General features: G+C 37.2%; 14 protein-coding genes and 2 pseudogenes. 4 read left to right on the top strand and 12 right to left on the bottom strand.

The window, feature by feature from the left end; all coding sequences use genetic code 11:
• Positions 1-70 precede the first annotated feature (70 nt).
• Positions 71-967 (top strand): peptidylprolyl isomerase PrsA, encoded by an 897-nt coding sequence (locus CP366_RS02270; RefSeq protein WP_089147979.1) that lies wholly within the window; start codon positions 71-73, stop codon positions 965-967.
• Between the two features lie 107 nt (positions 968-1,074).
• Here the strand turns inward: CP366_RS02270 and CP366_RS02265 are convergent, their stop codons facing one another.
• From CP366_RS02265 to CP366_RS02225, 9 genes are all read right to left on the bottom strand, one after another.
• Complete coding sequence (locus CP366_RS02265) at positions 1,075-1,536, bottom strand: aldolase (protein WP_089147980.1); 462 nt, start codon at positions 1,534-1,536, stop codon at positions 1,075-1,077.
• Between the two features lie 108 nt (positions 1,537-1,644).
• Positions 1,645-3,126, bottom strand: coding sequence for an SLAP domain-containing protein (locus CP366_RS02260; protein WP_089143114.1), 1,482 nt, complete (start codon positions 3,124-3,126; stop codon positions 1,645-1,647).
• A gap of 360 nt (positions 3,127-3,486) precedes the next feature.
• The gene (locus CP366_RS02255; RefSeq protein ID WP_089143113.1) at positions 3,487-4,266 is read right to left on the bottom strand and encodes a DUF1828 domain-containing protein; all 780 of its coding nucleotides are present in this window, start codon (positions 4,264-4,266) and stop codon (positions 3,487-3,489) included.
• 24 nt (positions 4,267-4,290) lie between these two features.
• Positions 4,291-4,776: a hypothetical protein gene (locus CP366_RS02250; RefSeq protein WP_060462899.1), complete on the bottom strand. Its 486-nt coding sequence runs from the start codon at positions 4,774-4,776 to the stop codon at positions 4,291-4,293.
• A 116-nt stretch (positions 4,777-4,892) separates the two neighbouring features.
• On the bottom strand, positions 4,893-5,870 hold the full coding sequence (locus tag CP366_RS02245; protein WP_089147981.1) for a 3'-5' exoribonuclease YhaM family protein: 978 nt from the start codon (positions 5,868-5,870) through the stop codon (positions 4,893-4,895).
• Entirely contained in the window at positions 5,863-8,358 is a 2,496-nt protein-coding gene (locus tag CP366_RS02240) for an AAA family ATPase (protein WP_089147982.1), read from the bottom strand. Before CP366_RS02240 ends, CP366_RS02245 begins: the two co-directional genes overlap by 8 nt.
• Positions 8,339-9,556 (bottom strand): DNA repair exonuclease, encoded by a 1,218-nt coding sequence (locus CP366_RS02235; RefSeq protein ID WP_013086710.1) that lies wholly within the window; start codon positions 9,554-9,556, stop codon positions 8,339-8,341. The genes CP366_RS02240 and CP366_RS02235 overlap by 20 nt, the downstream gene beginning before the upstream one ends.
• Positions 9,557-9,564: 8 nt before the next feature.
• On the bottom strand, positions 9,565-9,915 hold the full coding sequence (locus CP366_RS02230) for a YlbF family regulator (RefSeq protein ID WP_005718098.1): 351 nt from the start codon (positions 9,913-9,915) through the stop codon (positions 9,565-9,567).
• A 16-nt stretch (positions 9,916-9,931) separates the two neighbouring features.
• Entirely contained in the window at positions 9,932-11,989 is a 2,058-nt protein-coding gene (locus tag CP366_RS02225) for a PBP1A family penicillin-binding protein (RefSeq protein ID WP_057726724.1), read from the bottom strand.
• Between the two features lie 87 nt (positions 11,990-12,076).
• On the opposite strand from CP366_RS02225, the gene CP366_RS02220 reads away from it, so the two are divergent.
• On the top strand, positions 12,077-12,934 hold the full coding sequence (locus CP366_RS02220; protein ID WP_005718094.1) for an RluA family pseudouridine synthase: 858 nt from the start codon (positions 12,077-12,079) through the stop codon (positions 12,932-12,934).
• Between the two features lie 54 nt (positions 12,935-12,988).
• On the opposite strand, the gene ppsA is transcribed toward CP366_RS02220, so the two are convergent.
• Positions 12,989-15,361, bottom strand: a complete 2,373-nt coding sequence (gene ppsA / locus CP366_RS02215; RefSeq protein WP_089147983.1) for a phosphoenolpyruvate synthase — start codon at positions 15,359-15,361, stop codon at positions 12,989-12,991.
• A gap of 16 nt (positions 15,362-15,377) precedes the next feature.
• Positions 15,378-15,983, bottom strand: a complete 606-nt coding sequence (locus CP366_RS02210) for a histidine phosphatase family protein (RefSeq protein WP_005723483.1) — start codon at positions 15,981-15,983, stop codon at positions 15,378-15,380.
• Between the two features lie 431 nt (positions 15,984-16,414).
• Here CP366_RS02210 and CP366_RS02205 point away from each other — a divergent pair, with 431 nt between their 5' ends.
• Complete coding sequence (locus CP366_RS02205; RefSeq protein WP_089147984.1) at positions 16,415-17,167, top strand: MIP/aquaporin family protein; 753 nt, start codon at positions 16,415-16,417, stop codon at positions 17,165-17,167.
• Positions 17,168-17,218: 51 nt separating this feature from the next.
• Here CP366_RS02205 and CP366_RS02200 read toward each other — a convergent pair.
• Positions 17,219-18,552 (bottom strand): annotated as a pseudogene (locus tag CP366_RS02200) (PTS sugar transporter subunit IIC).
• Positions 18,553-18,813: 261 nt separating this feature from the next.
• Between CP366_RS02200 and CP366_RS02195 the strand changes: the two are divergent.
• Positions 18,814-20,241, top strand: a pseudogene (locus CP366_RS02195) (6-phospho-beta-glucosidase).
• Positions 20,242-20,289: the final 48 nt, after the last annotated feature.

Raw genomic sequence — 20,289 nt, 5'->3', positions numbered from 1 at the left:
AAACGAAACGCCCTTTTTTATGGTATATTAATGAACAGTTACTTAATTAAGGATGTGGAGATTTATTTATATGAAGAGTTATATGAAAAAAGTTGCTGCAGTTGTTGCTGTAGCTGGTGTTGCTTTATCTACTGCTGCCTGCTCAAATAGCGGCAACAATGCTACTGTTGCTTCATACAAGGGTGGTAAGATCACTCAACAACAATACTACGATGAAATGAAGAAGTCTCAAGCTGGTAAGTCAGCTTTGGCTAACATGATTATTAACCGTGCTTTGGAACAACAATACGGCAAATACGTTTCATCAAAGAAGGTTGACAAGCAATACAACAACTACAAGAAGCAATACGGTTCACAATTTAGTGCTGTTTTACAACAAAATGGTATGACCGCTTCAAGCTTCAAGCAAAACATTAAGACTAACCTTCTTTCTGAACAAGCATTGAAGCACATTAAGAAAGTTACTAAGAAGCAAGAACAACAAGCTTGGAAGAGCTACCAACCTAAGGTAACTGTTCAACACATCTTGGTTGCTAAGAAGTCAACTGCTCAAAGCATCATCAAGCAATTGAAAGATGGCAAGAGCTTCAAGGTTTTAGCTAAGAAGTACTCACTTGATACTGCTACTAAGAACAAGGCTGGTAAATTGCCATCATTTGACTCAACCGACACCACTTTAGACAGCTCATTCAAGACCGCTGCCTTCAAGCTTAAGACTGGTGAAGTTACTTCAACTCCAGTTAAGTCACAATCTGGTTACCACGTAATCAAGATGATCAGCCACCCAGCTAAGGGTAAGTTTGCTGACCACAAGAAGGCTATTGATGATCAAATTTACGCATCAATGGCTCAAGACCAAGCTACTATGAAAGACGTTATTGCTACTGTTTTGAAGAAGGCTGACGTTTCAATCAAGGATAGCGACTTGAAGGATGTATTATCATCATACGTTTCAACTACTAAGTAACAAATATATTTAGTTAATCAAAAACGCCGAATCTGAATGGATTCGACGTTTTTTTATTTCATTAATTTATTTTTTAAATAGGGGTGTCATATTCCCCCCCAAAAAAACTATGCCTTCACTGGCACCTTCCTAGTAACAGCTGAGTTGGCATAAATAATACTTTGAAATTCATTATGAAAAGCTTGAGCATTATGCAATACAGCTTTATAATCATCATTTTTAGCAGGTCCAACTAATCCGCCACCTACGCCAACAACATAGGCACCACTAGCAAACCATTCATGCATATTTCCTAATGATACACCACCACTTGGCATTACATTAACATATGGGAAAGGTCCATGAATTTCAGAAATAATGCCTTTACCAGCAATTGAACCTGGGAAGATTTTGACTACGTCAGCACCATAAGTTAAAGCAGATTGAATTTCCGTTGGACTAAAGCAACCGGGCATGTAAGGAATCGCATACAGATTGCATTCCTTAGCAGTATTTTCGTTAAAAGATGGGCTAACAACGAATCTAGCTCCTGAAACAATCGCCATTCTAGCAGTTGCCTCATCAAGCACAGTTCCAGCTCCAATGAGTATCCAAGATTTCGGTCTTGGATATTTTTTTACTAAAAATCAAAAGGCTCAAGATGCTTCATCATTAAAGCATTCTTGAGCTCTTTAATTTTATTTATCAGTAGCATAATCAGACAACTTCAAGTAGCGTACAAGTTCACTCTTGAAAGTCTTTTTATTATAAGTCACTACCGCAATTTTACCTTTATAAAAGCCAGCATATTCTTTTTGTAAATCACCATGGATATCACAATTAGCCAATGAAACTACCCAAGACTTTTCTGCCTTAGTTAGTTTATTCATGTTTTTAACCCAAACTTTTTGTCCGTCTAATTTACTTTGATCGTATTTAATTTGCCAACTAGCCTGCTTAACTGCCGCAATAGAAGTATTCTTGTTAGTCAATAACTTTTGTGCGTTATCAACGGCCAAATCATATCTTTCTTGCTGTGCTTTTTCAGTCAAACGATATAAAGTCGATTTTTTAATTTGACCTGCTCGATCAACTAAGGCTTGCAACTCACCATAGTCACTAGAAGTGGCCTGACTTGCATCTGCTTGTGCTTCGCTTGGTGTATTATCAACTTTTAATGCAACTGGATTTTGACTTGTCACATCACTAGCTTTAACAAAAGTATTTGCTGTATCTTTAGTTTGGTGAGCATATGAGCCGTTGCTGGTAATCGTAGTACCAGTCTTGCCTGTTCCATCAAGAGCTGGAACCCAGACCAATTTTTTGTTAGCCGTAAGATGATAATATAGATCAGCTTGTTTAGTTTGCTTGTTCCAAATATAAAGAGCTCGATCAACGCCAACATTAACATCTGGAATCAATAAATAACTCTTATCAACGATTTCACCGTCAATATTATAGAGATACGTTGAGTTACCGGCAATGACATAATTATCTTCAGTAGATGCAGCTAATGCAAAATTATTTGGCATAATCCGAGTTGACTTTTTGATATCAGGTAGGTTGACCCACTTATCAGTACCTTTAATCCGATAATATTCCAGACTACTCAAATAATCATCAGCGCCATCAACATTATGATAATAGTTCTGATCAACTGTAAGCTTAGTTCCCTTCTTAATTGGAGCAGCAATTGGCATCCCTATTTGATTAGTTACTGGAGCAGTCTTTTTGGTAATTACCTTAATTTCCTTAGTTGACAGATCCGCATATTGATATTTTCCTGGCGAGATTCTACCAATGTTGCCTGGCTTAATATATTTATTTTTGCCAATATTAACAAAGTCTGTCTTCTTGATGCTTACTGTCGGTAACGAAAAATACTTGCCAGCTAATACATTATTGAAGAAATACCTGCTTTGATTTGGGTTAGTAATTGCCTTAGGCTTCAATATAGTCACCTTTAGTAACTTTCCCTTCTTAATCTTGCTCTTGGTACGCTTACCTTGATGATTGTAAACATAGGCATTGTGGTTAATATAGAACGTTAATTTAGTAGTTTGTGTATTATCTTGACTTGCGGCAGCAACTGGATTAGACAAATGATTATTTGCTAAAACAGGTACAGTCAACATTATCGTAGCTGCCGATACTAAAATTAATTTTTTTGATGCTTTCATTTTTATTCCCTACCCTAATTTTTATAACATCTTTAGCAATTCAATGCATCAAAAAAGTCCAAGAGGAAATCAATGTATACCTCTTGAACTTTTTATCAATAAAAAAATAGAAAGGAGACAAGTCTCTAATCTATCCAAAAACATCTCTGCTTTTCAATTGTATAAACATGTTATTATTCTTCAGCTAATTTGTCAATAACTTTGTTCAAAAAATTATTGACACAATTTTTCACCAAAACAAAATAAGCATCCCTGCAAATCAACTGCAGTAATGCTTATTTCTTATTCTAAATGTTCCATATTGCCTAATGCTAGAACTAATATTATTTACAATTTCAGCTCAACACCTTTAATCAACTATCACATTGCCAATTTAAATTTGGAAAGCCATTGCTCTCTTTCTGACCAAGAATAAACAGGAATATTATAGTTCTTAAAGGCAGACTTAAAATCACTAGAAACAGGACTATTAATATTGTTCGCAATAACTGAAAATTCTGTTTTAGGTTGGCTTTCTCGTACATCAATAATTCTAAATAAAGGGTTAGCTATATTAGAATTAATAGGCGTATTCACCACCTTAATAGCTTGTTGCGGTTTTTTTCTTGTACGTCCAACCACAATATCAAACTTAGAATTCCGTCCGCTTTTTCCTAGTAAACTCAAATCTTCTCCTACTGGAATATTATTATCAATAAAATAATTTGTTACATCTTCTTTAAAATACTTAATAACACTATTTTTAGAAGTCTGTAATAAATCAAAAGCTTGCAACATACATTGAGTTAACCTATTTTGTGCATCTGGAAATTGGGCTAAGTCATCAAATTCAATTATTAATTCATTATTCTGATTTTTCACACCAAAATTAATCAAAATCGATTGAAAGTAGTTCCTACGTTTAGATTTTCTGTTTAAATTAATATCTAATAACCCTAACTCATTAATAGTATACCCATCATCACTAATTATATATTTTGATGTATTTCCTTGTGCAATCACTAATTCTATATAATCATTGTACATATCTAAAAAAGGTGTAGTGATAGTCATATAATCCTGATTTTTAGAAGGGACAAATTGAATCTTTTTATCTATCCAGTCAAAATATATTTTCTTCATTTTCTCTACATCAAACATATTTAACTGTTCTCCCCCCTTTCTTTAAAATAAACTTTCCTGTTCTCGAAAATTATATGAATTTATATTATCAACATTCAAAAACTTTAATGTCTTCTTCAAGCATTCACACAAGTTATTTAAATCATTCTGACTCAATTGAAAATTTTCGTTCTTTTCCAAAAGTGGTACAGCTACATGTGTACCATATTTTGGAAAATCCGCTCTATGCAAATGAGGACAAGGAATGACTTTATTTGACCATTTAAAGTCTCCAACAGGATTTTGATGAGGACGTCCAATAATATCTACTCTAACTAATGGCTGTTCCTTATTTCTCTTTTCCCTTAATTGAAAAGTACATTTAGGACGTCTATGTCCTTTTCTATTCAAATCAAGTATAAAATTATAATTATTTCCTTTTAACCTTAATTGACTAGAATTCTGAAATAGCGGCAAATCAATGTAATCATTCTTTTCTATTATTTGTTTAACCGCCTCAATCATTTTAGTAATTTCAGCAATATCCATCCTTTTTACTCCCCTATAAATTAGATTTATTATACTATGAAATTATAATAAAACTCTAGTTCAATTTTTCAACAAAATAAGCATCCCTGCAAATCAACTGCAGTGATGCTTATTTCTTATTCTAAATGTTTTGCGTTATCTAGCGCTGAATCGTGCATCGGTCGATAATATCGCTTGCCATCTTGACTCAGTAGTGGCTCGGTGAACTCGCCTTTAGGCGTATGCTGCAGGGCATTCGTTACTGCATAAACTGCAGCATCTAAATCATCAATTCGGTGCAATAATTCCGCTTCTAGCAATGCCGGCAATTTGGGTGAACCATATTCAAAGCGGCCATGGTGACTAAGCACCATATGCCGCAATAAGAGTAAATCTTCCGACTCCAGATTCATCTTCATATCCTGAGCGGCCAGCATAATTTGTTCATCAATTAAAACCAGATGCCCAACCAAATTGCCTTCAGTCGTGTATTGAGTTGCGGCAGGACCTGAAAGTTCCAGTACTTTTCCCATATCATGCAAAATGCATCCCGCATAAAGTAGCGATCTATTCACTTGCTCATAATTATCAGCCAAACCTTTGGCATCCTTAAGCATTGATAAAGTATGAAAAGCTAAACCTCCGCGGACCGCATGGTGGTTGCTTTTACCAGCAGGATGATCATAAAAACGATCATGCCATTTTTGAAGTAAATACTTCACAATTTTTGTCCAGGTAGGATTATCAATCTGCATCACAAATTTATTAATTTCAGCTTCCATCTCATTAACTGGTTCCGGCGCTGATTTAATAAATTGATCTAATTCATAGCCTTCTTGTGAACCGACCACGCGCAGAGAATAGATCCTAATCTGGGGGCGACCCTGATATTCTTCTCTTTTGCCATTCAACTCAACGATTGTCCCAGTTGAAAAAATTGCTGCATCTTGATTGTTAGCATCCCAGTAATTACCGCGAATCTCGCCTGAGCCATCACTGAATTGCATCGCTAAAAACAACTTATTCTTTTTATTATGACGCAACTGTGAGTTTTTAATCAAAACAACAATGTCCATTTCTTCTCCATCGTTGTAATCTAACAATCTCTTAAGCATCCTGTGTTCCTTTCGTAAAAGTTAATGGCTCAATCCCAAGCTGATCAACTAAATTCTTTTGAGCTGTGAAAATTAAAACTTGATTGTTTTCGCTAATCTTTTGCAATAACTGATCGATATAGCTGACTCGCTGATCATCAAAGTTTACAAACGAATCATCAATCAAGATTGGCAAATTAATTTTATCCTTGATCTGCTCAATAAAAGCTAACTTCAAGGCAAAGTATAATTGCTCAGCAGTCCCCCGTGACAAGTATTTTACTTCGCGCTTTTTACCATCACTTCTGACTACTGTTAGCTTCTTATCTAAATTAATCCCAACATATCTGCCGCCCGTTAGCAAAGCTAAGTATTCCTGAGCCGCCTTAAGCATCTTGGGGAACCGTTCATTAGATGCCAAGTCAAGCGAGCGACTGATCCACCTTGCCGCAAACAAGTTAGCCAAGTATTCTTTACTGCTCTGGACAAAATTGGTTTCTGTATTAGCCAGATCCTGCTTAGCCTTAAACACCGCAGTAGAATCAGCTAAATTGTCTAACTGCACTTGCAACTGAGCAACTTGACTCTGAAGTTCATTAATTTCTGCATTCTTAGTACTAATTTGTTCAGTCAAAGCCGTTAATTTATCTGCTAATTCGGTTGAATTTGTCTGCGTTTGCAGCTGTTGAAGATCATCGCCTAACGATTCCTTCAAGGCCGCAATCTGCGTCTTCAGTTTAGCCTGATTAAGTGAATCTTGATAAAGCTGATCGTAACCTGCCATATTTTCCACATTAACTTGGGCAAAAAGTGCCTGTAATTTCAGACCCAATTCTTTCAAATCTTGCTTGTCCTGCTTTAGTGATGCAGTTAAGCTGGATTTTCTTTGAAACAATTCTTGTTTTTCACTAATTTGTGTCTCAAGTTCGTCCAAACCATTCAAAACTTGACTAAAGTCATTATCAATCGGTTGCTTCAATGCATTTTGGACACTTGAGGCCAGTTGAGCCACATTCTGATTCAAAACAGTTACTTGCTTATTATTAGTCTGTGCGGCATTCTTTTTGATTTGATATTGATTCAGATTAGTTAGTAAGCTATTTAAGTTTAGCGTATCAGGATTCAATCCATATTTTGTTTGGAAAGCTTGGCGTTTTTGAGCAACCAGCTTTTGCTTTTCTAATACTGCCGCATTTTGCTTATTTTGGTTACTATTTTTTAAGTATCCTGCTGCTAGGAAAATTAGTCCAGTAATTAATGCAATTACACCAACTGTACCCAACGCTACCAAAAGAACTACACCTAATGCCGCTAACACTGCACCGATAACATACCAAAGCTTGTCATTAGTAGTTACATAAGCAGGCTCATTGACAGCACCTGGCAAAGCTTGATAGTCTGCCTGCATTTGTTCAATTTGCTCTGGTGTCAACTTGAGTAGATTTTTTAACTCAGGTGTCAAAGCTAATAGTTGCTCTTTCTCCTGCTTCAATTGGTCAGCCTTTTGCAAACAATTACGATATTCCGCTTGCCACTGCAAGAGTTGAGGCTTCTGCTGGATTAGCTTCTTCTCTAGCGTAAAATCAGATTGATCGTTTTCACCCAGGTCCTGCAACTGCGCTTCTACCGATTGAATCGTCTTTTGCAAATTACGTCCCTGAGCCATAATATCTTGGGCTTTTTGATAATTTTGACCATTAAAGTCGATATCCTTGACCTGTTTTTGCAAATCAAGCAGCGTCTGATAATTGCCCATTTCTTTTTGCAAATCATGCAAATCTTGTTCTTGTTTTTGTAAAACAGCCAGATCTTTTTTTTGTCTGTTTAATGCCGCTCTTTTTTGTACAAAATCTTGGTGCAGCTGTTCATAATCATTAAACTCATTTTTAGTCTGCGCTAATTTATCACGTTGATCAGTCATTTCCTTAAGCAGACGGTTTACTTCGGGCTTTTTACCTGTCTTTTTAAAAAGCTTACCTGCTTCTTTAGCAAAGTCGTCGCGCATTTCCAGCAACTTGCTAGAATCTGCTGCTCCCAAGTAATAAATTCGCTCAAGCAAATCCTCTTGACTTAAACTGTTAACCTGACCCAGCATTTCTTGGTTAAAAATAAAACTATCAGCGTAAAAAGAGCCATCAATATTTTGAATCTGATCAAAAAATACACTCTCAGGTACAACTTGACCATCTTTTTTGACGGTTAAAATTCCCTTTTTAGTCTTGTCACCTTTAGCATAGAGTCGCTCAAGTTCGTATTCACCATCAGCTGCAGTAAAAACTAAATTACCGCCCATCGGACTAACATGAGCTAGCGGCGTATAATCTTCAAAAAACGGTGAAGAGTTACTTCTCAAATGAAAGCCAAATAAGATCTGTTTAATAAAAGCTACCGTTGTACTTTTACCAGCTTCATTGGCACCAAAGAAAACATTAATTTGATCACTAGGCAAATCGAAGGTTTTATTCGAGAACTGCCCAAAGTTAATAATCTTAATTTGTTTCAGTCTCATCCTTAATTCCTTTCAATTTACTCATTAGTTTTACTTCTGTTAGATTCTTAACCGCCGCAATAAAGTCTGGATCAGCCGCTAATTTAGCAGCTTCTGGATCCTTTTTTTGCCAGTCACTAACAATTTGCTTGAATTCAGCTGGTGCAAATAACTCTTCTTTGGCAGCTTGGAAGGCTTGTTGGTCATTGTCATTTAACTTTAAACTAGTATTCACAACAAAGCGCACATCAACTAACTGAGAAGCAAATGGCAGCGATTGAGAAATAGTTTGCCAAAAATCAGGATCCTGAACCAAATCGCGTTCTTCGGTACTCAAATATTGCGCACCAGCAATCGTCAAACTAAAGTACGTTTTTTGTCCAGATTCAAGCTTGGCAATAATTTTTGCTTGTAAGTCAGCTTTACTGATAGCTCCTTCAAGATTAATTTTTGTCCCTTGCCATAAAATTGGCCCTGTTTCTTTAAAATCAATAGTAGTCTTACCACTATTTTCATCAATCTCACCTAGATAGCATCCCTTGGCCCCCATCTCATTAATGTGGCGACCTTGAATGTTACCTGGATAAACAATCCACGGCGTACTACTTAAATTATTTCTCGCATGAATATGACCCAAAGCAAAATAGTCATAATTCAAGTTTTGCAACTCATCAACTGTAAACGGTGCATACACATTCTGACTAGCAGTAGCTGATTTCTCTTGAGCATGCATTAAACCAAAAGTATAATTTTTTCCTTTTGCTGGAAATTCTGGGATTTTATCCTCAGTGATATGGTTATTCAGATATGAAAAGCCGATTACGTCATAGTTAAAACCCGCATCCGTAGTAAAAGTAGCTTGCTCTACTGTTTCATTATTGCCTAACAATTTAAAGTAAGGACTGGGACTAACTAGCAGATCTTCTTGCTTCATGTGGTCATGATTACCAAAAATCATCACTACCTGAATTTGTGCATCAGTTAATCTCTTCACTTGCTCAGCAAAAAACAACTGAGCCCGTGGTGACGGCTGACTGCTATCAAAGGTATCCCCTGCTATTAAAACTAAATCAACTTTTTCAGCTAATGCTAGGTCGACAATTCTTTTTAGCGACTGATCAGCTGCCTGATAGATATGGTTAAATTCCTCAGATGGCAAAAAAGATAGCCCACGAAATGGACTATCTAAGTGCGCATCCGCAAAGTGAATAAATTTCATCGCGAATATTAATTTCTAAGATCTTCATAAAGATCATTAATTGGCTTAGTGTAAGCTTTTTGTACTTCACCAAGCAAATCGTACAAACCCTGTTCATTCGTAAGAAGTGAAACAATTTTATCATTCTTTTGAACTTGATCATTTAAGTCCTTGTAAGCTTGTTGATCTTCAGCTGAAAGTGGTTGACCAGCTTGTTGTGCTTGCATGATCTTATTTTGCAATTCATCCATCTTTTTGAATAAAGCTGAAGCATCCTTATCATCTTCAACAGCTTTAATTGCTTCTTGCAACTTCTTGTATTGATCAGTTTGAGTCAAATCTTCTGCTAACTTGTTAGCAGCATCGTAAATGTTAACCATCTAGTCCTCCTAAATTTTATTGGCCAAATAAGCCTTTAAGGCTATTATACCATTCATTGATTTTCTGTCCTGCAGAACCGAGTCCATCTTGAATTTTTTCACCTAATCCATTAGTCCAGTCATCATTAGAACCATTATTCTTCACAATCTGGTTAGGTGCCTTCTCCGTGAATTCAGTTTGCGCGGTGTACGGCAAAATTCCTTCCATCTCAGCCTTATATAAACGCGTAATTCCTGTTTCAGAAATGCCCTGCATGTAGTGTTGCTTGTTAGTGTGGTCAAAACCAACCCAGGTAGCAAGTACAATGTCAGGCGTATAACCGACGATCCACTGGTCCTTGGTACCAAATCCATATGAGTTAGGTACTTCAGTTGACCCAGTCTTCCCAGCTACACGGAAGCCATTTGGCTGAGCAGAGCGGCCTGTACCATTAGTGAAAACGCCGAGCATCATAGTCGTCATTTCTTTAGCAGTATTTTCAGAAATAACGCGGTGGCTGCTTGGATTATTATTTTCGGCTAAAACGTTACCCGAAGCATCAGTAATTTTGGTAATAAAGAAAGAATTATTAGGCAAATTACCCTTGTTGGCAAAAGCTGAATATGCACGTGCCATCTGAATTGGCGAAACACCTGAAGATAATCCACCTAAGGCAAGCGCTAAATTACGGTCACTCTTTGGTACCTTAATTCCAAAGTTTTCAACAGATTGCACGCCTTTACTTACACCAATCTTATCCAATAGCCAAACAGCTGGCACATTTTTACTTTGTTCTAAAGCTTCATACATTGGAATTGTATTAGAATAGCCATTGTCCACATTATGCGGTTCATAGCCATTTTTACCAAATTTCTGCAACTTGTTCGATAGTTGCGAGTCATAGTGATAGCCATTTTGTAAAGCTGGGGCATATACTGCCAACGGCTTGATTGATGACCCTGGCTGCCGCTTCATCTGCGTTGCACGATTGTAACCCCGGAAGACGTGCTTACCGCGACCACCGATGATTGCCCGAACAGCACCAGTACTTGGGTCCATTGCCACGCTAGCGCCTTGGCTTTCAGTTCCATCACTACCATTTTGTGGGAAAAGCCAGCTTTGCTCAAAAGTATCCTGCAATTTACCCTGATAATTTTGATTTAAAGTAGTATAAATTTTAAGCCCCTTATTCATGACTTGTTCTTCAGTTAAGCCATATTTAGAGATTGCCTCGTCAACTACAGCATCAAAGAAGTAAGGATAGCGATAGCCGTTTTTATTTTGAAAAGTATTCCGCAAAGTTAATCCTTGCTTTTGATACATTTTAGCTTGAGCCGCTGTCAACTTATTATTATCCACCATCAAGTTTAAGATTAAATTTCGTCTTGCTAAAGCATTTGACATGTGATCAACCGGATTATAAAAACTAGGATTTCGTAAAATTCCAGCTAAAGTTGCGGCTTCACTCGGATTAAGTTCACTTGCGTTTTTGCCAAAATAGCGACGACTTGCATCTTGCACGCCCCAAACTCCGTTACCAAAGTAAGCATTATTCAAGTACATCGTTAAAATATCTTTTTTGGAGTAAACATGGTTAATTTCAATTGCAAAAAAGAGTTCTTCCAATTTTCTTGAAAAAGTCTGCTGCTGGGTCAAAAGCGAGTTCTTGGCTAACTGCTGAGTTAAGGTCGAACCACCACCAGTTACTTGACCGTGATGAATCACTAAACTTAAAGCAGCTCGCGCCATGCCTTTAATACTAAAACCTGGGTTCTTCCAAAAAGTCCGATCTTCAGTCGAAATTACGGCATTTTGAATATTAGGCGAAATCTGGTCATATTCCACAAATGATCCCTTTTGCGAGTATAAAGAACCTGCTTTTTTACCCTTGTAGTCATAGATTGTAGTTGTGGTTGAAAGCGAGGCCTTCAAATTAGCTATGTTTGATGTCTTAACTTTAATTGTATAATAGGTACAAGTTAAGAGCATCAATGTGAGCAGGATTAAAATAATCCAGCGTCCGATAAAGAAGCGACTATCAAATCGATGCCAAGCATCTTTAAAGCCACCTCTTCTTGGTTGGTCGTTATTCATTAAATATTGCTCCTTTTTAGAAACAAGAAAATTGTACCATACTATCAAAACACGTGTTTATAACTAGATTAGACTTAAGAAATTATTATGAGTTTCCATTTTACACTTTTTTACCCAGAAAATCTTGCTCCGGCATCTGTCAATGAAGTACTACGTCAACTTTTAATCCCTCGCAAGTGGCGTCATTTTTTGCGAATTGAACAAAATATTTTAGTTAACGGCAACTATCGCTATTTTAATCAAAACATTTTACCTGGTGATAAAATTGAAATTAACTTGGATCATGTTGAAAGTGATCAACAGGCTTATGCACCAAGCGGTAAGATGCCCGATGTTATCTATGAAGATGATAATCTTTTAATTATTAATAAGAAAAAAGGGCAAAAAACGCACCCTAATCTAAATGAAACTAATACTGCTCTGAACGATTGTACTACTTATCTTGGTCAGAGTCCCTATATTGTTCATCGATTAGATATGTTAACTGGTGGTTTACTTTTAATTGCTAAAAATCCTGCAGTTGTACCTATTTTAAATCGTGAATTAACCAGCAAAATTTTTCACCGCGATTATTTAGCTAAAGTTATCAATGCTGATCACTTAGCTGAAAGAGGTACGATTAATGCCCCAATTGGTCACGATCCACTTGATCAACGCAAACGCAAAATCGATCCTACTGGATTAAGAGCAGTTACTCATTATCAAGTTTTACAAAAAAATGATGACAATACTGCGATTGTCAAATTGACGCTTGAAACTGGTCGTACACACCAGATTCGCGTTCACCTTGCCTCTTTAGGAAGTCCTATTGTAGGCGATCCTTTATATAACCCTGATTTTGCCAGTGAGAGATTAGCCTTAGATGCTTACGAAATTTCATTAGTTCAACCTTACTCTTTTACTAAATTAAATGTAAAATTGCCCAAAAACAAAATTGAACTCTAAAAAAGCCTTTGACTGCAATACTGCAATCAAAGACTTTTCATCAAATTATAAATTTTACCAATTATATTCATTTGGATCCTTTTTACCTAAGCCAGTTGCATGATCAAGGAGGATCCTCTGCTCATAATGAGCTACATTTAGCTTAGTCGCCTTCACCATGTCAGGGTTAACTGATACAAAATCAATGCCACTTCTGACTAAAAATTCAGTAAATTCTGGATATTCTGATGGTGCTTGACCACAAATCGAAACCGTCTTACCATCTTGATGAGCAACCTTTATCAAGTGTCTAATCGCCCTTTTGACGGCAAGATTTCTTTCATCAAAAAGATCAGCAATCACATCATTATTCCGATCGCACCCCAGTAAAAGCATCGTTAGGTCATTTGAACCAATTGAATAACCATCAATAAATTGATTGAACTGGTCCGCCAAAATAATATTAGCTGGAATTTCAGCCATCATGTAAACCTTGAAGTCTGCGCTTCTAACTAAACCTTGTGTCCGCATGATTTCCGTCACTTTGCGCGCTTCATCCACTGTTCGGCAAAATGGAATCATCACATGTAAATTCTTTAATCCGAACTCATCGCGCACCTTTTTTACCGCTTCAAGTTCCAATTTAAAAGCATTAATATATTTTGGATCATAATATCTAGAAGCACCGCGCCAGCCTAATAGGTCTGCTGGTTCATGCGGCTCATATTTGTCGCCGCCCTTTAAGTTGCGATATTCGCCAGACTTAAAGTCTGAAAAACGTAAAACTACTGGCCGTGGTGCCATTGCCCGCGCGACTTTACCGATTCCATTAGCTAGTTCGTTAACTACCCTCTCTGGATGACCAGTTTCAATCAAATAAAGGGGATGCTGGTGAATATAAGTCGTCCATAAAAATTCTTCGCGCATTAAACCAATCCCATCAGCTGGCAAAGATGCATATTTTTCAGCAAGATCAGGATCTCCTAAGTTCATCATGACTCTGGTTGCAGTTGGTGGGAAATATTCAACTGCAGCAGGCTCAGCTGGCTTTTCATCGACTTTTTTAACCGCGTCTTTAACAACTCCAGCATAAACTACACCATTTTTAGCATCGACGGTGACAGTCTCGCCGTTTTTCAAAGTTTTCGTTGCAGCTTGTCCACGGCTAGTTGTTCCAACTAAACAAGGTATCTGCATTTCACGTGATACAATTGCAGCATGACAGGTCATTCCACCATTATTGGTAATAATTGCGGCCGCCTTTTTCATTGCTGGCACCCAATCAGGCGACGTCATTAGAGTGACCAAAACCTCGCCCTGCTTAAATTCATTGATATCTTTTGGATCATCAATAATATGTACCTTGCCTGAGACAAAACCAGGTGAAGCTGGCAAGCCTTTTAACAATACTCGGTGTTCTGTAGTTGCTTCTTGTGGTGCATCGGTTTTCTCCTGCTTTTTCTTTTGTGACCAAACAGTTTCTGGGCGTGCTTGAACTAACCACAACTTATCATTTTGATCAAGTGACCACTCCATATCCATGTAGCAGCCATAATGTTTTTCAATTTCTTTAGCATAACCAGCTAATTCAATGATTTGTGCATCAGTCAAAGCAGGCTCATTCACTTGATCTGGTGCTACCTTTTGTTCAATTGTTCCTCCCGATGGCAATCTGATCAACTCAATTGGCTTTTTAGTCACCATTTTGTGTACAATCTTCATCGTATTTTTATCAACTACATAGTTATCAGGTGTAACAGTTCCAGACACCACGTATTCGCCTAGTCCCCAAGAGGCCTCAATCATAACCTTAGTGTCATCACCAGTTGCTACATTGACCGTAAACATCACACCAGCTGCTTTAGAAAAGGCCATCATTTGAATCGCAGCTGATAAAGCAACTTTTTCTTGTGGAAAGTTTTGTTTAATTCGGTAATAAGTTGCCCGGTCGGTGAAAAGAGAAGCGTAACATTCTTGCACCTTTTTCAAAACATTCTCACGACCATGAATATTTAAATAAGTATCTTGTTCGCCAGCAAAACTAGCATCAGGCAGGTCTTCGGCAGTTGCACTAGAACGTACAGCAACGAATGGCTCATTTTGGTGCATCTTTTGGGCTAAGCTATCGTAAGCACAGCTAATTTCTAAGGCTAAATCATTTGGCATCGGCGCTTCTATAATTAATTTTCTAATTTTGGTGCAAATTCGATGCAATTGCTCAGAATCTTCTGGATCAGTTAAAGTGGCCAATAATTTATCAATTCTTTGATTTAAATCAGAATAATTCATAAAGTGGCGATAAGCTATGGCAGTAGTCGCAAAACCATACGGAACCGGGACATTCGTTTCAGAAGTCAGCTCACCTAATGAGGATGACTTACCACCGACTAAATCAACATCATCGCGATGCAATTGATCAAACCACAAAATATAATTATCTCTATTCATGCTTGTTCTCTTTTCGTTAACGCACAACTAACATTTCATTTTTAGCTGCTTTATTTAAAACCACATCTTTAGCGGGTGCTACATAACTTAAATATTTCAAGTTATTATCAACAGCAGACATTTTTACTATCCCGCAATTATCATATTCTTTAAAAGTTGGATTTACTCGCTGCGTAAATAACCTTAAAGCCGTCCCATGTCCAACAATCAAAATTGTATCGTTGGCATGGGTTGAATCAATGATTTTAGTGATCGCTCGTTCCATTCTTTCTTCAACATGTTGATCCGGCTCCATTGCGGCATTAATACGGCTAAAGCCACGTCGCCATGGCAACATGAATTCATCTTGTCCTTCATATTCACCATGAGATTTTTCATGCAGGTCACGCAGTCGCGTATAAGACAATTGATTATCAGTTATAATTTCTAAAGTATCGCTTGCCCTTTCCTGCTTTGAGCAAAATGCGGCATCAAAACTAATTTCTTTTTGCAAAAAATACTGCCGCACCGCTGTCGCCTGCGCTCTCCCTAATTCCGTCAGAGGAGAATCACATGTACCTTGTATTTTATGATGCACATTGAACAAAGTTTGCCCATGTCGCACCAAATATATTGTTCTCATTAACTGCTACTCTCTTTCCTTTTATGCATATTAATTGTGAACAACTGTATAGTACCACAATATTTTGAAAGCGCTTAAAGTTATATATTAATTATATATAAAGCTATATACCAAATTTGTGAAATTAATATAATGATTATGCATTTATTTGTCAAAAGTAGATTTGGCATTATCTAGGGCTTGTTAAATAATGTTCATATTTGGAACGGTCTAATTTATTGAGTTGCTGGATAATTAGAAAATTGTGATGATTGCAGCCAAATAGTAAATCTTTTTAATTAATTTAAAACTATTTAAAAGTTAGTGTTTTTTAATGCTATTTTCTTGCTTTTTTACAAAAAACTATATCTATTTTTCGAGTTAAGAGTATAATTTGTGGTTGTACTATTTTTCACTTATTTTTTCTACTAGAGGAGAAGAAAGTATCTATTATGGAACATACTTGGTTAATGAAGTATTTTGCCGAATTTTTCGGTACGATTATTTTAGTTGTTTTAGGTAACGGATCAGTTGCCAATTCTGTACTACGTGATACCGGTGGTAATAGCCGTGACGGTCAAGCCAATGGTGGGTGGCTCTTGATCGCCTTCGGTTTTGGGTTTGGAGTAATGCTCCCAGCCATGCTCTTTGGTTCAATTTCAGGGAACCACTTAAACCCTGCTGTTACCTTAGCTCAGGCTTGTTCAGGCGTCTTCCCATGGGATCAAGTAATGCCTTACATCTTGGTACAAATGCTTGGTGCCATCGTGGGACAACTAATCTTAGTAGCCATCTACTGGCCTTACATTGGCAGAACCACTAGTGATGATGCTGTTTTTGCCAGTTTTGCGACTGGTGATACTGCCAACAGTAAGTTAAACGGTTTTATCACTGAATTTGTTGGTACAGCAATTCTTTTGTTTGTAGCCGTTGGTTTATACCGTGGCATGTTCTTCAAGCAATCAGAAGATATTGCCAACATAGGTGTTGGTTTCTTAATCACCGCATTGGTTATGGCTGTTGGTGGTCCTACAGGTCCTGCATTAAACCCTGCAAGAGACTTAGGTCCACGAATTGTCTATGCCCTTTGTCCATTGCCACACAAAGGCTCAGCTCATTGGGACTATGGCTGGGTACCAGTAGTTGCTCCAATTGCTGGTGGTATCTGCGGTGCATTGTTATACAAGATTGCATTTGGATTATAGAAAAACAAAAGATCGATGATCTTCGTTAAAAAACGGTGATCATCGATCTTTTTATTTAGCTTCTTTAGTCGCTTTAGCCTGTTCTTGTTGATACAACATATTGTCATATCTCTTAATAAATGGTAAATATACAAAGAAACTAATTACCAATACTATTGCTTGCCAAATGGCAACTTTCCAACCACCAATAATAAAACCAGAAATAACTGGTGGCGTAGTCCATGGGACCTGCATCCCGTTCAAATATGGCAAGACACCTAATTTAATTAACCAATAAGTACAGCCTGCAGAAATAGCTGGCATAATCATAAATGGTACAGCTAACATTGGGTTCATAACAACTGGCAAACCAAAGAGGACAGGTTCATTAATATTAAAGATACCAGGTACAATGGTCAATTTACCTACACTCTTTAATTGCTTGGATTTAGCAAAGAATGTCATGAATACCACTAACCCAATAGTAATTCCGGCACCAGTGACATTAATGAATTGATCAATCAATCCTGAAACAACTATATGACCGCCATAGTTACATATCCATATTCCTTAAAGATATTAGCATTTTGTAGAGTATTGGCACCGAAGATTGAACCTACGATACCACCTACCAAGTTGGAACCATGAACACCAAAAATCCAGAAGAATGGAATTAAGAATGCCACTAGCATAATACCACCAAAGGTATCAGACAAACCTTGTAATGGAATCTGAATTGTATGATAAATCCATTGAGTCATTGAAGTACCCATGAACTTTGCAAAGAACATGTATACAAGTAGCCACATAACTGTTAATGCGGAAGCCGGAATCAATGCAACAAAGGAGCTTGCAACTGCAGGTGGAACTTGTTCTGGTAATTTAATAGTGATCTTTTTCTTAACAAACCAGCAGTAAATCCAACCAGTAATTAAACCTACAATAATTGCTGCAATCGTTCCTTGACCACCTAACCAAGTACGGTCAATATAATTAGCTGACAATAAAACTGGAGCTTGCTTAGCAGAAATAACAGTCTTTGTTCCCTGCATAACTGCCGTGGTTAGACTCATAATAATCAAAAAAACAACAAATGAAGTAATACCAGCTGGAATTGGATCTATTCCATCTTTCTTTGCCCAAGTGTAGGCAATACCGATAACACTAAAAACAGAACCGATACCAAAAGTACAGTTGTATGCTTGACTCCAAAACTGAGTTAAGCCATTTTTATTCATCCAGTTGGCAACAGCTGGTAATGGAAATGAAGCTAATAACAAGAATACTGACCCAATCATAATGAATGGCAATGATAATACCATCCCATCTCTTAATGAGAGCATTGGTTTAGTATTAACAAACTTCATTACTGGGGGCAATATATATTTATTGAAGAATTTCCCCATGATAACTCCTCTCTCCTCTTAACTCTTCTTATTCCTTACACTTCTGTATTGTATGCAACCGCTTTCTTCAACTCAATAGTTATCACGGTATTAGGTAAAATTCTATTGTATTGACATGCATTTTATATCTGGAACACCTTGTTCCAAAAATAAATTATTATTCCAAGATCTTCGAACCATACCAAAACTCCCATCTTCTCTTACTTACTTGCAAATGATTTCATATAATGCAAGTAAGCAATGAATCAAAGGAGTTTTTTTATGACTAGAACTTTAGATAAGAATTTTTTATGGGGTGGCGCCGTTGCTGCCCACCAACTTTAAGGCGCATATCAAGAAGGCGAAAAAGGAATCTCTATCGCCGATATTATGACCTTAGGAGATCGTGAGCATCCCCGTGAAATTACAAAGACTATCGAAAAGGACAAATACTATCCTAACCATGTCGGAATCGATTTTTATCACCACTACAAGGAAGATATTAAACTGATGGCAGAGATGGGTTTTAAAGCCTTTCGTACTTCAATTGCATGGACGCGAATTTTTCCTAATGGTGATGAAGATCAACCTAATGAAGCAGGACTTAAATTCTACGATAATCTTTTTGATGAATTGTTAAAATATGGTATCCAACCCGTCGTCACTCTTTCTCACTTCGAGATGCCATATCACTTGGTAACTGAATACGGTGGCTGGTCTAACCGAAACTTAATTAATTTCTTCACTCGCTTTGCTCATGTGTGTTTTGAAAGATATCACAACAAAGTTAAGTACTGGATGACCTTTAACGAAATTAACAACCAAGCTAATTACGAAGATATCAGCAATGTGTTAAAAAATTCTGGTCTGCTTTTCAAAAAAGGTGACGACAAAGAAAAAATGATGTATCAAGCAGCCCACTATGAATTAGTTGCTAGTGCCGAAGCCGTTCAAATCGGACACGCTATTGATCCATCATTACAAATTGGCTGTATGCTGGCCTTCTGCCCTATCTATCCTGCATCATCTAAACCTGAAGATATTCTTTTTGCCCAACGTGCAATGGACACGCGTCTCTACTTTGGCGATGTCCACGTTAATGGTGAATATCCAAATTGGTTAAAAGTTTACTTTGATCGAAAAGAGTATCACTTGGATATTACTAAAAAAGATTTGCAAATACTAAAGAATGGTACGGTTGATTATATTGCATTCTCCTATTACATGTCTTTCACTGCCAAATACACTGATCATATGGACTATCGTGAATACCAGGATTTAGTTTCTAATCCATATATCAAGACCAACGATTGGGGTTGGGCAATTGATCCAGTTGGTTTGCGCTATGCAATGAACTGGATGACTACCCGCTGGCATAAACCATTGTTTATCGTAGAAAACGGACTTGGTGCTTACGATAAAATGACCGCTGATCATCAAATTCACGATGATTACCGTGTTCAGTACTTCCGTGACCATATTAAGCAGATGGAAAAAGCAGTCATTGATGATGGTGTTGACTTAATCGGCTATTTGCCATGGGGATGCATTGATTTGGTTAGTGCAAGTACCGGTGAAATGAAGAAACGCTATGGCTTTATCTACGTTGATGAAGATGATTATGGTAAAGGCAGCTTCAAGCGCTACCCTAAGGATTCTTTTTACTGGTATAAAAAAGTAATTGCCTCAAATGGTGCGGATTTAGATTAATGAAAAATAAAAGATTGATGATCTTCGTTAAAAAACGTTGATCATCGA

The sequence above is a fragment of the Lactobacillus sp. UMNPBX15 genome (assembly GCF_002553785.1).
Lineage (GTDB): Bacteria > Bacillota > Bacilli > Lactobacillales > Lactobacillaceae > Lactobacillus > Lactobacillus crispatus.
This window is presented reverse-complemented; position numbering and strand designations above follow the sequence as displayed.

What these genes read in the sequence shown, in the direction of transcription:
- CP366_RS02270 (WP_089147979.1), top strand. Translation starts at nt 71, where the DNA reads ATGAAGAGTTATATGAAAAAAGTTGCTGCAGTTGTTGCTGTAGCTGGT.
- CP366_RS02260 (WP_089143114.1), bottom strand. Translation starts at nt 3,126, where the DNA reads ATGAAAGCATCAAAAAAATTAATTTTAGTATCGGCAGCTACGATAATG.
- CP366_RS02255 (WP_089143113.1), bottom strand. Translation starts at nt 4,266, where the DNA reads ATGTTTGATGTAGAGAAAATGAAGAAAATATATTTTGACTGGATAGAT.
- CP366_RS02250 (WP_060462899.1), bottom strand. Translation starts at nt 4,776, where the DNA reads ATGGATATTGCTGAAATTACTAAAATGATTGAGGCGGTTAAACAAATA.
- CP366_RS02245 (WP_089147981.1), bottom strand. Translation starts at nt 5,870, where the DNA reads ATGCTTAAGAGATTGTTAGATTACAACGATGGAGAAGAAATGGACATT.
- CP366_RS02240 (WP_089147982.1), bottom strand. Translation starts at nt 8,358, where the DNA reads ATGAGACTGAAACAAATTAAGATTATTAACTTTGGGCAGTTCTCGAAT.
- CP366_RS02235 (WP_013086710.1), bottom strand. Translation starts at nt 9,556, where the DNA reads ATGAAATTTATTCACTTTGCGGATGCGCACTTAGATAGTCCATTTCGT.
- CP366_RS02230 (WP_005718098.1), bottom strand. Translation starts at nt 9,915, where the DNA reads ATGGTTAACATTTACGATGCTGCTAACAAGTTAGCAGAAGATTTGACT.
- CP366_RS02225 (WP_057726724.1), bottom strand. Translation starts at nt 11,989, where the DNA reads ATGAATAACGACCAACCAAGAAGAGGTGGCTTTAAAGATGCTTGGCAT.
- CP366_RS02220 (WP_005718094.1), top strand. Translation starts at nt 12,077, where the DNA reads ATGAGTTTCCATTTTACACTTTTTTACCCAGAAAATCTTGCTCCGGCA.
- ppsA (WP_089147983.1), bottom strand. Translation starts at nt 15,361, where the DNA reads ATGAATAGAGATAATTATATTTTGTGGTTTGATCAATTGCATCGCGAT.
- CP366_RS02210 (WP_005723483.1), bottom strand. Translation starts at nt 15,983, where the DNA reads ATGAGAACAATATATTTGGTGCGACATGGGCAAACTTTGTTCAATGTG.
- CP366_RS02205 (WP_089147984.1), top strand. Translation starts at nt 16,415, where the DNA reads ATGGAACATACTTGGTTAATGAAGTATTTTGCCGAATTTTTCGGTACG.